The sequence below is a fragment of the Massilia rhizosphaerae genome, from assembly GCF_016093545.1.
Lineage (GTDB): Bacteria > Pseudomonadota > Gammaproteobacteria > Burkholderiales > Burkholderiaceae_D > Telluria > Telluria rhizosphaerae.
This window is the reverse complement of record NZ_JADKYX010000030.1, coordinates 1-12,881: the sequence shown is the minus strand read 5'-3', so window position 1 is coordinate 12,881 and position 12,881 is coordinate 1. Positions and strand designations below refer to the sequence as shown.

The following is a 12,881-nucleotide window of genomic DNA, read 5'->3' as shown; positions in this document are numbered from 1 at the left end:
AATGGTTATCGTCAATTTTTATAATCTGAAAAACACCAACGGATTATATTATTATGCACTGGATTATATAAAAAATAATCAGAATGCCATTTTGAAGGTTCTGGTGCGGCCGCATGTGGCCTCGAATCTGCGGACGCAGTTTCCCGATCTGTGTGTTGTGGAATGCAACTTTATCCGATTTGTCATTGAGGTTGTACAAGGATGTGTAAGGGGCGACGACTTGCTTTACACTCCAACGCCCCATCCCTTGCCGTTTATATCGACGCAGTTCATCGTTTTGCACGATCCATATCCTTTTTTTGGTAACTTGGGTAAACTCAAGAAGTTTCTGTTAAGGCTTTCGCTTAGCACGTCGCGTTGTTTGGTTGGGCATATCAACCGGTCGGATGCCAAGGATTTTCTAATCGATCTGGGTGTTTCCGACGAACGCCAGTTCTTTGCGCCCAACATTTTTCCGGCGATGTTAGGGAAGCGCCATTCCAAGCGCGATGTATATTTGCCAAGACTTAGAATCGGCCTGGTTGGTACAGACTCGCCCAAGAAAAATTACGAAGGATTGTTCGCGGCGACCCTGAAGGCTGGTCACGGCGACTTGTTCGAATTCAGGATCTACGGTCACAAGACTTCGTATTTGGCCGGCTTGGGTACAGAGTTTGGCACAATTCGGCAAGAGCTGGTGGAAAGCGATCAGTCAACACTTGAAGGTTTTCTCGACTCTGTCGATGTGGTGGTTTCGGTCGCCACGAATGAAGGCTTCGGGCGACCGCTTGCTGCGGCGCTCACGGCAGGAGTGCCGTGTTTTCTTCTCGAATCACGAGTTTTTCGTGAATTTTTTGACGGGGCGGCTCATTTCAGGAAGACGATCGACGAGATTGTGTCCCTGCTCGCGGCGATGCAGAAAGGGCAGATTCTCGAACAGGTGAACTTCGAAGTGCCTCTAGCCGTTGTTGATGCGCAACGGAATATTGAACGTACGGTATTTGGAGCGAGCCGGTAGGCGCTTCGGTTTGTTTTTAAAAAGATCATGATCATGAAGGTAACTGCATCTTTAGTTCTCTATAAATCAAGGAACGACCAGTTCGAGATCGCGATGCGCGCCTTTCTGGCGGTTCCGGCTGAGGTGAAGCTATACGTGGTTGATAACTCTCCCGAGCCATTGAAGAGCGAGTTCTTCAATGATCATCGGGTTGAATATATTTACAACGGGGCCAATATCGGTTTCGGCGCTGCGCACAATGTTGCCATTAAGCTGGGTTGTCCTTCGTCGGATGTTCATCTGATTCTAAATCCGGACATTGGCTTCGTTCCAGCGACACTGACCAGCCTAATGGAAGAGTTCGACAGGACATCGAATCTTGCGGTCGCCATGCCGCGGGTGGCGTATCCGGACGGGTCACTGCAACGCTTGTGCAAGCTGTTGCCTACCCCGGTAGACCTGTTGGTAAGGAGGTTCGTACCGTTCCATTTCATCCGAGCGAAACTCGATAAGCGCTACGAATTGCACGACTTGCCGCAGGAACGCAGATCGGAGGTGCCCACGCTTTCCGGTTGCTTTTTGCTGGTACGTTCGGCCGCTTTGCTGGAAGTCGGCGGATTCGACGAGCGCTTCTTCATGTATATGGAGGATGTCGATCTGGTCCGAAGGCTCGCGGATATCGGAAGCGCGATCTATTTTCCGCAGGTATCGGTTGTTCATGGATATGCCAAAGGTTCGTATCGGAATTATCGTCTGTTGTTCTATCATATCCGCTCGGCAATTAAATATTTCAATAAATGGGGCTGGGTCTTTGACCGTGAACGCCAACGCAGGAATCACGCGGTTCTGGCGACATTACGAATCCAAGATGGTCTTTAACATCGTATTCTTGTGCGTTGCCAGATTCGTTGACGCAAACCTGAACTAACACGGCATGGTTGGATGAAAAGCCTAGTCCGATGTTGACCTCAGGGCCGTCAATATCTTGAACAAATTCTATAGACCAGCCTTTTCAACTCGTGCCGGACTAGTTTTTCGTAGCGTCTGTCCCGGGTTGTGCGGTCGTACTTACATCATTGAAAACATCTCTTAAGTTAGGTTGTTTCGGATGCGTGGCCTTGAGCATGGCCAGCACTTTTGCAGCAACCCCCGCAGTGCAAGGTCAGTCCGGTTACATCAACATGCCGAGCGCATGGGTCGAGCCCGACGGCACGATTTCAACCGGCTACAGTTACGACAGTCCATATGGAAGTCTCTGGACGAGTGCCACCGTTGTGCCTTTTCTGCAACTGACCGGTCGTTACGTTTCCATTACCGGAATCCCTGGTTTTTCCAACGTCAAAGGCGAATACGGCAGTCAATACGGCCGGTACAAGGACAAGGTCGTGGACGGAAAACTGCGCTTGCTAAACGAATCGGGATGGGGACCATCCGTGGCTGTTGGTGCGACGGACCTTTTCGGTACTGAATTGTTCAAAGGCCAATACGTCGTAGCGTCGAAGTCTTTCGGTAGTACCCACAACATCGAGGCCAGTATCGGTTACGGAAACAAGCGTCCGGCGGGTGCCTTCGCCGGCGTGCGCTGGGTGCCGTTGTCGGTACCTGGGGTTGCGCTCGTCGCCGAATACGATGCTAACGATTACCAGAAGGATTTTCGTGCGGCATACACATCGGCTGGGACGCGCAGGAATGGAGTCGCAGCAGCGATCGAATACCGTTGGGGATGGCTGGGTGCGCAGGTGGCGCGCCATCGTGACCACTTCAGTGCTAATGCTTACCTCAGCATCCCGTTTTCCGAGCGCGAATTCGTTCCCAAATTCTACGAGCCGGCGCCGTTCGATTCCAAGAAGGCGCCGCCGCGCGTCAGCGCGCATGAGTGGCAGCAGCAGCCCAATCACGGCGCCGCACTGGTCCAGGCCCTGATCCAGCAGGATTTCAAGAATGTTCGCGTGACGTTTGAAGACAACACGCTCAAGCTGTCGTTGACTAACAGTCGCATCTCGAACACGGGGCGTGCTGTGGGCCGCGCCGCGCGCACCGCGCTCGCGTTTGCGCCACTGGGTACACGCGTCATTCGGATCACGTATACCAAATTGGAGCAGCCGGTCGTCACTTATGAGTTCGTCGATCTGCAGCGCTTGACCGACTACCTGACAGGACTGGCGGATCGCGACAGCTTCCTGCAGACGGTGATCGTGCGCTATGCCCGCCCGGACGATCAAGTCGGAGAGGATCAGGACAGCCTGTTGGCCGAGGTCAGGGACGAAGGCGCTGATCTGCAGGTTCAGGTCGGTCGCGACGGCAACACGGTCCAGCTCGCATCGGAAGATCGTGAAGCGAACCGCTTCAAGGTTGTGCCCAAGACGTCGTTCTTCTTCAATGACCCTAGCGGCGCACTGCGCTACGAGTTGTGGGCCGCGGTCAACTACGACCGGCGCGTTGCCCCAGGCTTGTACCTGAACAGCGACCTCAAGCTGACCGCATTGGAAAACGTGTCTGGCGTCACCCAGCCGTCCAACAGCCTGCTCCAGCATGTGCGCACGGATATCGCCGACTACAAGCGCGGCCACCGCTTCAAGCTGAACCGTTTTATGCTCAACCAGTACATGATGCCGGCCGAGCGAGTCTATGCGCGCGTGTCCGGCGGTCTGTACGAGGAAATGTACCGCGGTGTCGGCGGCCAGATGCTGTACTTGCCGAAGGACAGCCGCTGGGCAGCCGACGTGACGGTTGACGCGTTGCAGCAGCGTGGCGTTAAGGGTTGGTTCGACAAGCGAGACTACAATACCGTCACCAGTTTCGCGGCCCTGCACTACAAGCTTCCATACGACATCACCGCGACGGCCCGTGTCGGCCACTTTCTGGCAAAGGATAATGGCGTGCGCATGGAATTCAAGCGACGCTTCCTATCCGGTGTCGAGATCGGCGCCTGGTACACGAAGACGAGCGGCAAGGACATCACGAATCCTGGCACGCCATCGAATCCATACAACGACAAGGGCATCTTTCTGTCGGTGCCTCTGAACATTATGCTGCTGTCCGACACGCAGGCGACGGCCGGTATCGGCCTATCGCCGTGGACCCGCGACGTCGGCCAGATGGTTGCAAGCCCGGGCGACCTGTACGAAATGGTCGAACAGCCGCGTCGGGATCTGAATACGTTCGACGGCCTCGGCAACTTCGCCGAGCGGCGTGACGAACAGAACCTGCCCGCCGTGAACCCTCCAGTCGATGTCATGCCGAATCCATGGCCGCTGTTCCGCATGCGCGTGGAACAGTCCGTTAAAACGACGCCGACATTCCCGCAGTGGGCTAACGGCGCTGTCATCGGCGGCGGCGCGATCCTGGCCGGTGCCTTGCTCGACAAACCGGTCGACCGCTTCATGAAGAAGCACCAGGGATCGAGCGTCGCGCGCGCTTGGAGCAATGTGGGCAAGGCGCTGCCCGTCTTGCTGACTGGTGCAGCTGCTGGCGCAGTGGCATTTGGCGATGCGCGCATGCAAAACATTGGTATCATCTCGCTGGAATCGGTCGCCGGCGCCGCGGCGTTGTCAATAGCCACCAAGCATGTCGTCGGACGGGCCCGCCCGAACGCGGAGCTGGGGCAGTGGAGCAGGGCGACGGACCGGTCGAACGCATCGTTCCCTTCCAACCACGCTACCGTGGCATTTGCGGCCGTCACGCCGTTTGCGCAGGAGTACGATGCGCCTTGGCTGTATGGGCTTGCCGCGGCGGGTTCGCTGGGACGTACGGCGGGTCGGCAGCATTGGGTCTCGGATGTCGTCGCTGGCGGCGTGCTCGGCATGGCGGTGGGCGGCTGGCTGTGGCAGGCCCAGCGCACAGATACCCATTCGAACTTTGCCGTGACGCCGGGTGAGAAATCGCTCGGCGTGGCGTGGTTCGGAACTTATTGATAATTGAAATCGGGATCGCGCGGTACCGCCGGATTCTCGGACCGGCCGAACGGGTGCGGTCCGGACGGCCCGTGTGTTATCCGTCAACTGGAGAATGTATAAATGATTTTGACGACAGGCAGTGCGGGCTTCATCGGCAGTAATTTCGTGCTGGACTGGTGTGCCTTGACCGACGAGCCGGTCATCAACCTCGACAAGCTGACCTATGCCGGCAATCTCGAGAACCTGGTGAATGTGCGCGACAACCCGCGCCACGTCTTCGTCCACGGCGACATCGGCGACGTCGACCTTGTGCGCCGCCTGCTGCAGGAGCACCAGCCGCGCGCCGTCGTGAACTTCGCGGCCGAGAGCCACGTAGACCGAAGCATCCATGGCCCTGGCGAATTCATCCAGACGAACATCGTCGGCACTTTCCACTTGCTGGAAGCCGTGCGCGAATATTGGGGCGCACTGCCGGACGACCGCAAGGCCGCGTTCCGCTTCCTGCACGTGTCCACCGACGAAGTCTACGGCTCCCTCGGCAAGGACGACCCGGCTTTCCGCGAAACCAACCGATACGAGCCGAACAGCCCGTATTCCGCCAGCAAGGCGGCCAGCGATCACCTAGTGCGGGCCTACCACCACACGTACGGTCTGCCCGTGCTGACCACCAATTGCTCGAACAACTATGGCCCGTACCATTTCCCGGAAAAGCTGATTCCGCTGTGCATTCACAACGCGCTGGCCGGCAAGCCGCTGCCGATCTACGGCGACGGCCAGCAGATCCGCGACTGGCTGTACGTAAAAGACCACTGCTCGGCCATTCGCCGGGTGCTGGAGGCAGGTCAACTGGGGGAGGTCTACAACGTCGGCGGCTGGAACGAGAAGGCGAACCTCGACGTGGTGCGTACACTTTGCGCAATCCTCGACGGATTGAGCCCGCGCGCGGACGGCCAGTCATACGCGACCCAGATCACCTTCGTGACGGACCGCCCCGGCCATGATCGCCGCTACGCGATCGACGCGACGAGACTCGAGCGCGAGCTGGGCTGGAAGCCGGCCGAGACCTTCGAGACCGGCATCCGCAAGACGGTGCAGTGGTATCTCGACAACCAGGAATGGGTCCAGAACGTGACGAGCGGCGCTTACCGCGCCTGGGTCGGTCAACAATATGGTGCCTGAATGAAGATTCTCCTGACCGGCAAGAACGGCCAGCTCGGCTTCGAACTGCAGCGCGCGCTGGCGCCGCTCGGCGAAGTCGTCGCCGTCGGCACGCAGGACTGCAATCTGGCCGACGCCGAAGCGCTGCGCGACCTCGTGCGTCGCGTGGCGCCGGACGTGATCGTCAATCCGGCGGCCTACACGGCCGTCGACAAGGCCGAGTCCGACGAGGCGGCCGCTCACGCCGTCAATGCCGTCGCCCCGGCCATCCTGGGCGAAGAGGGCGCGAAGCTGGGGGCGCTTGTGCTCCATTATTCGACCGACTATGTGTTCGACGGCGCCAAGCAGGGTGCCTACACGGAAAGCGACACGCCAGCGCCGCAAAGCGTCTATGGTCGCACCAAGCTGGAAGGCGAGCGGGGGCTGGCGGCCGCCAATCCGCGTCACCTGATCCTGCGTACGAGCTGGGTCGTGGGCGCGCACGGCGGCAATTTTGCCAAGACGATGCTGCGCCTGGCCGGCGAGCGCGAGACACTGACAGTCGTCGCGGACCAGTTCGGGGCGCCGACTTCGGCCGCGCTGCTGGCCGACCTTAGCGCCCATCTCGTGCGTGAACATGCGCGCGTGCGCAGCGCCGACTTCCCATACGGTACGTATCACGTGACGTCGGGTGGCGAAACGAACTGGCACGCCTATGCGCAATTCGTCATCGGTGAGGCCCTGGCGGCCGGCAAAACCCTGAAGGCGACCGTCGACGCGGTCGCGCCGCTGTCCACGCAGCAGTATCCGACGCCTGCCAAGCGCCCCCTCAATTCGCGGCTCGACACGACCCGCTTTCGCACGACGTTCGATCTCCGCCTCCCGCCGTGGCAGGAAGGCGTGCGTCACGTGCTCCGGCAATTCCTGTGAGAGGCAGCCATGACCAATTTCAAGCGTAAAGGCATCATCCTGGCCGGCGGCTCCGGTACGCGGCTGTATCCCGTTACCCAGGCCGTCAGCAAGCAACTGATGCCTGTCTACGACAAACCGATGATCTACTACCCGCTCAGCACGCTGATGCTGAGCGGAATCCGCGACGTGCTCGTCATCAGCACGCCACAGGACACGCCGCGTTTCGCCGAGTTGCTCGGCGACGGCAGCCACTGGGGCATGAACATCCAGTATGCCGTGCAGCCCTCGCCGGATGGCCTGGCCCAGGCCTTCATCATCGGAAAGGACTTCGTGGGGCATGATCCAAGTGCGCTTGTCCTTGGCGACAACATCTTCTACGGTCACGACCTGGTAAAACAATTGAACAGTGCGAATGAACGCACCGATGGCGCCACCGTGTTTGCCTACCACGTGCATGATCCTGAACGCTACGGTGTCGTCGAGTTCGACGCGTACCAGCGCGCCCTGAGTATCGAGGAAAAGCCGAAAGTGCCGAAGTCGTCGTATGCCGTGACCGGCTTGTATTTCTACGACAACGACGTCTGCAACGTGGCCGCCGACATCAAGCCGTCGCCGCGCGGCGAACTGGAAATCACGGATGTCAACCGCCGCTACCTCGAACGCGGCAAGCTGGATGTCGAAATCATGGGCCGCGGCTTTGCCTGGCTCGACACAGGCACCCACGATAGCTTGCTCGAGGCCGCGAGCTTTATCGCCACGCTGCAGAAGCGCCAGGGCCTCCAAGTCGCGTGTCCGGAAGAGATCGCGTATCGCCAGGGTTGGATCGATGCGGCCGCATTGCAAAAACTCGCAGCACCGCTGGCCAAGAATGGCTATGGAAACTACCTTTTAAACTTGTTGAAATAAACCGAGCAAATGCCTTTTACCGTTACCCCGACCGCCATTCCTGATGTATTGGTATTGGAGCCGAAAGTCTTCGGTGATGCCCGCGGCTTCTTTTATGAAAGTTTTAATGCGCGCGATTTCGCCCAGGCGACCGGCGTCGATACTCAATTCGTGCAGGACAATCACAGCAAGTCGGCCAAGGGTGTCCTGCGCGGGCTGCATTACCAGATCCAGCATGCGCAGGGCAAGCTGGTGCGGGTCGTACAGGGTAGGGTGTTCGACGTGGCCGTCGACCTGCGCAGATCGTCGCCGACTTTCGGGCGCTGGGTGGGCGTCGAGCTGAGCGCGGACAATTGCCGGCAGATGTGGGTCCCGCCCGGTTTCGCACACGGTTTTGTCGTGCTGAGCGAGTCGGCGGAATTCCTCTACAAGACGACGGATTACTGGTATCCGGAGCACGAGCGCAGCCTGCTGTGGAACGATCCGGCGATCGGCATCGAGTGGCCCATCGACGCGGCACCGCAGTTGGCGGCCAAGGACCAGGCCGGCAAGCTGCTGGCGCAGGCCGAAGTGTTCGCCTGATCGTCTCGTCGCACAGGCAAAGAAAACGGCCGCAGATGCGGCCGTTTTCTTTGCAACTGGCTGCAAAGGAACGCGCAGGCGTCCCGTTTGCGATCAGTGGTGGGTCGTGGTCGAGTGGTTCGTGGTCGAACCGTTGTCCGACGAAGCGACAGCCACGGCGGCGACAGCGGCGCCGATGGCGGCCACAGTGCCGACCGACAGACCGGCGACCGCGGTCGTGGCAAAGAAGCCGGTACCTGCTGCGGCGGTGCCAGCGGTGCCAGCGGCGGCAGCACCAGCACCAGCACCAGCAGCACCAGCTCCAGCACCAGCACCACTAGCACCACCAGCGCCGGCACCACCGGCGCCCGTGGCCGTTCCAGCCTGGCCGACTGCGGGGAGGGGGGCGGTCTGGGCGAAGGCCTGGACCGACAGCATGCTCAGAATAGCGGTCGTGACGAGGAGTTTCTTCATCTTGTAATCCTTTTGTTCAATTAACGGGGCACCTGCACAGCGCAATGTGGCTCGCTAATTATATAGCAAGTAAACATTGCCTTGATTCATCAAATGCCGATTTGAAAGTCAACTCAGCGAAAAATGTGTTCTATTTTCGACATAAGCAATTTGCAATTTTGACAGATAGTGAAAGGTATTCCTACCAATTTTGCCGGTTTTTGTTGCGTGTTCACATAGGTATTGCCCTTCGTGGCAGGCCGGGATGTGATATGCGATCTCTTTCCCATCCTTTTTCTTGCCTAGCCCTTGGGCAACATCTGGAATAATGCCAGCCTGAACAAAGTGGTCGTCCTTGTGGACGGCGGACAACGGAGCGCAGGATGGCGGAAGACAGCGACGCAGAACGGACCGAACCAGCGTCAGAGAAACGGCTGAGGCAAGCGCGCGAAGACGGCGACATTCCCCGCTCGCGCGAAGTGGCCACCTTCACCGTGCTGATGACGGCCGGCGCCGGCCTGTGGATGATGGGCGGCGGTATCGTCACCAAGTTGTCGACCGTGCTGGAGCGCGGGCTGTCGCTCGACCGCGAGCAGATCTACAACCCGAACGTACTCCTCGAACGCATCGCCGCGGACGTCGGCGGCGTCATCCTGGCCTGCCTGCCGCTGGCGGGGGCCATCATGCTGATGATGCTGGCGGCGCCCATGCTCATCGGCGGCTGGAATTTCAGCGCCAAGGCGTTCACTCCCAATTTCGGCAAGCTCAATCCGATGCGCGGACTCGGCCATATGGTGTCGACCAATGCGCTCGTCGAACTGCTCAAGGCCGTCGCCAAGACCTTGCTCGTCGGCGCCGTCGCGTGGTTCGTCGTGATGAGCCAGAAGGATGCCGTGATCGGCCTCGTCACCGAACCGTTCGGCACGGCCGCGCCGCACCTGGGCGGCCTGCTCGCCAAGGCCTTCCTGACGATGGTGGGAGCCCTGGGCGCCATCGCCATCCTCGACGGCCCGTACCAGATGTGGCATTACGCCGACAAGCTCAAGATGACGCGCCAGGAAGTCATCCAGGAATCGAAGGAATCGGACGGCAATCCCCAGATCAAGGGCAAGATCCGCCAGATGCAACGCCAGATGGCGCAAAAGCGCATGATGGCCAACGTCCCGACCGCCGACGTCGTCGTGACCAACCCGACCCACTTCGCCGTCGCGCTCAAGTACGCGGAAGGGCAGCGGGGCGCGCCGCGCGTCGTCGCCAAAGGCACCGACGAGGTCGCGGCGCGGATCCGCGAGATCGCCAAGGAGAACAAGGTCGCCATGCTGGAAGCGCCGGCACTGGCCCGTGCGCTGTACAAGCACACCGACATCGACGACGAGATCCCGGAAGCCCTGTACTCGGCCGTGGCCGAAGTGCTGGCCTACGTCTACCAGCTGCGGGCCTACAGCAAGGGCACGATCGACCAGTATCCGGACCGTCCGGGCAAGCTGCCGGTGCCGCCGGAGATGGATCCGTTCAACCCGGCTTCGCAGAAGGCGCGCACGCCAGGCAATACGCATCATTGACGGTAGTTCGGTGGGCACGGGGTGCCCACCCTACGAAATACGACGGTTTTTCCCGTCTGCTTCCCGCATGGTGCTTCTCGGGTACGGGCAATAATGTTGTATCTGGGCAAGTGATCGTTCTTGTCCAGGCCAATGACCCGACCCCTGAATGACGGAGCATCAATGAACGGTTTCAAAGTGCCAGCCTGGCTGCAAAAGATCGGTTCCCGCGGCAACGCGCTGGCCGCGCCGATCCTGATCATCCTGCTGCTGGCAATGATGATCCTGCCGTTGCCGGCATTCGCGCTGGACTTGTTCTTCAGCTTTAACATCGCGATGTCCGTGATCGTGCTGCTGACCGCGTTGTACACGGTCAAGCCGCTCGACTTCATGGCGTTCCCGGCCGTGTTGCTGGTGACGACGATGCTGCGCCTGTCCCTGAACGTGGCGTCGACCCGCGTCGTGCTGACCGAGGGCCATACGGGCGGCGCCGCGGCGGGCAAGGTGATCGAAGCGTTCGGTCACTTCCTGATCGGGGGCAATTACACGGTCGGCCTGGTTGTCTTCATCATCCTGACCATCATCAACTTCACCGTCGTCACCAAGGGCGCCGGCCGTATCGCCGAGGTGGGCGCACGCTTTGCCCTGGACGCGATGCCCGGCAAGCAGATGGCGATCGACGCCGACCTGAACGCCGGCCTGATCGGCGAACAGGAGGCCAAATCCCGCCGTTCCGAAGTGGCGCAGGAAGCCGAGTTCTACGGCGCGATGGACGGTGCGTCGAAATACGTGCGCGGCGACGCCGTGGCCGGCATCCTGGTCACCGTGATCAACGTCGTCGGCGGCCTGATCGTGGGCATGGTCCAGCACGACATGGGGTTTGCCGACGCTATCAAGAATTACACGCTGCTCGCCATCGGTGACGGTCTGGTCGCGCAGATCCCGTCGCTGATCATCTCGATCGCGGCCGGTATGGTCGTCTCGCGCGTGGCCAGCGACAAGGACGTGGGCAGCCAGGTCGTCAGCCAGTTGTTCGCGAAACCGGAAGTGCTGTACATCACGGGCGGCATCCTCGGCGGCATGGGCTTGATCCCGGGCATGCCGAACCTCGTGTTCCTGCTGCTGGGCAGCTCGCTGTTGGGTGGCGGTTATCTGTTGGAAAAGCGCCGCAAGAACATGCCGCCGGAAGATGCGCAGGGCGCGGCCGGTGGCGCGGGGCCGGGTGGTGCGTCGGGTAGTGGCGGCGCGGCGGCCACCACGCCGGCCGAGCAGGAAGAGGCGAGCTGGCAGGACGTCCTGCCGGTCGATACCCTCGGCCTGGAAGTGGGTTACCGCCTGATCCCGCTCGTCGACAAGGGGCAGAACGGCGAACTGCTGAAGCGCATCAAGGGCATCCGCAAGAAATTCGCCCAGGAAGTCGGCTTCCTGGCGCCTCCCGTGCACATCCGCGACAACCTGGAACTGAAACCGTCGGCCTACCGCATCACGCTCAAGGGCGTGGAGGTGGGCAGCGGCGAGGCGATGAACGGCCAGTACCTGGCGATCAACCCGGGCATGGCGAGCGGCACGCTGCCCGGCCTCGTGACGACGGACCCCGCGTTCGGCCTGCCGGCCACCTGGATCGACGCCGCCTTGAAGGACGAGGCGCAAAGCATGGGCTATACCGTCGTCGATGCGGGCACCGTCATCGCCACCCATCTGAACCACTTGATCACGACGCACGCGTCGGAATTGCTGGGCCGGATGGAAGTGCAGGCGTTGCTCGATCATCTGGCCAAGGATGCGCCCAAGCTGGTCGAGGACCTGGTGCCCAAGGTCGTGTCGCTGTCGACCCTGCAGAAGGTGCTGCAGAACCTGCTGCAGGAAGGCGTGCACATCCGCGACATGCGGACGATCATCGAGACGCTGTCCGAGCATGGCGGCAGCACCCAGGATCCGAACGACCTGACGTCACTGGTGCGCGTCGCGCTGGGCCGCGCCATCGTGCAGCAGCTGTTCCCGGGGACGAACGAATTGTCCGTCATGACCCTGGACAATCGGTTGGAACGCCTGCTCGTGCAGGCGCTGAATGCCGGCGGCGACGGCACGGGGATCGAACCTGGCCTGGCCGACACCATCGTCCAGCAGGCCGCCAACGCGGCGCAGCAGCAGGAAGCGATGGGCCTGACGCCGGTGCTGCTCGTGCCGGGACCGCTGCGCACCTTGCTGTCGCGCTTCCTGCGCCGGGCACTGCCGCAACTGAAGGTGTTGTCGCATTCCGAGATTCCGGAATCGAAGACGATACGGGTGACGAGCCTGGTGGGGGCGGCTTGATGTTGTGAACAATCTGCGGCGGAAATCCTCCGCCGCGATCTTGGCGACGCCGTCAGGCCCGTTTGTAGATATCCTCGAAGCGAACGATGTCGTCCTCGCCGAGGTAGCTGCCGGACTGCACTTCGATCAGGTGCAGCGGCAGCTTGCCCGGATTCTCCAGGCGGTGCGTCATGCCGATCGGAATGTACGTGGACTCGTTCTCGGACA

10 protein-coding genes and 1 pseudogene are annotated in these 12,881 nt (G+C 60.5%); 9 read left to right on the top strand and 2 right to left on the bottom strand.

The window, feature by feature from the left end:
* Position 1 precedes the first annotated feature (1 nt).
* The 7 genes from ISF28_RS29025 (at position 2) to rfbC (ending at position 8,388) form a co-directional block, all read left to right on the top strand.
* Positions 2-997, top strand: a complete 996-nt coding sequence (locus ISF28_RS29025) for a glycosyltransferase (RefSeq protein ID WP_198120656.1) — start codon at positions 2-4, stop codon at positions 995-997.
* Positions 998-1,024: 27 nt separating this feature from the next.
* Positions 1,025-1,855, top strand: coding sequence for a glycosyltransferase family protein (locus ISF28_RS29020; RefSeq protein ID WP_198120655.1), 831 nt, complete (start codon positions 1,025-1,027; stop codon positions 1,853-1,855).
* Positions 1,856-2,100: 245 nt separating this feature from the next.
* Complete coding sequence (locus ISF28_RS29015; protein ID WP_198120654.1) at positions 2,101-4,890, top strand: YjbH domain-containing protein; 2,790 nt, start codon at positions 2,101-2,103, stop codon at positions 4,888-4,890.
* 102 nt (positions 4,891-4,992) lie between these two features.
* Entirely contained in the window at positions 4,993-6,051 is a 1,059-nt protein-coding gene (rfbB, locus tag ISF28_RS29010) for a dTDP-glucose 4,6-dehydratase (RefSeq protein ID WP_198120653.1), read from the top strand.
* Positions 6,052-6,939, top strand: coding sequence for a dTDP-4-dehydrorhamnose reductase (gene rfbD, locus ISF28_RS29005; RefSeq protein ID WP_198120652.1), 888 nt, complete (start codon positions 6,052-6,054; stop codon positions 6,937-6,939). It begins immediately after the preceding gene.
* 9 nt (positions 6,940-6,948) lie between these two features.
* Positions 6,949-7,827 carry a glucose-1-phosphate thymidylyltransferase RfbA gene (gene rfbA, locus ISF28_RS29000; RefSeq protein WP_198120651.1) on the top strand — a complete coding sequence of 293 codons (879 nt, stop codon included), beginning with the start codon at positions 6,949-6,951 and terminating at the stop codon, positions 7,825-7,827.
* 9 nt (positions 7,828-7,836) lie between these two features.
* A complete protein-coding gene (gene rfbC / locus ISF28_RS28995) occupies positions 7,837-8,388 on the top strand; it encodes a dTDP-4-dehydrorhamnose 3,5-epimerase (protein ID WP_198120650.1) in 552 nt (183 codons plus the stop codon).
* A gap of 93 nt (positions 8,389-8,481) precedes the next feature.
* Here rfbC and ISF28_RS28990 read toward each other — a convergent pair whose 3' ends face one another.
* Positions 8,482-8,841 (bottom strand): hypothetical protein, encoded by a 360-nt coding sequence (locus tag ISF28_RS28990; protein WP_198120649.1) that lies wholly within the window; start codon positions 8,839-8,841, stop codon positions 8,482-8,484.
* 362 nt (positions 8,842-9,203) lie between these two features.
* Here ISF28_RS28990 and flhB point away from each other — a divergent pair, with 362 nt between their 5' ends.
* On the top strand, positions 9,204-10,382 hold the full coding sequence (gene flhB / locus ISF28_RS28985; protein WP_198120648.1) for a flagellar biosynthesis protein FlhB: 1,179 nt from the start codon (positions 9,204-9,206) through the stop codon (positions 10,380-10,382).
* 162 nt (positions 10,383-10,544) lie between these two features.
* Positions 10,545-12,674, top strand: coding sequence for a flagellar biosynthesis protein FlhA (flhA, locus tag ISF28_RS28980; protein WP_198120647.1), 2,130 nt, complete (start codon positions 10,545-10,547; stop codon positions 12,672-12,674).
* A gap of 52 nt (positions 12,675-12,726) precedes the next feature.
* Here flhA and ISF28_RS28975 read toward each other — a convergent pair.
* Positions 12,727-12,881 (bottom strand): annotated as a pseudogene (locus ISF28_RS28975) (mannose-1-phosphate guanylyltransferase/mannose-6-phosphate isomerase); the annotation flags it as partial.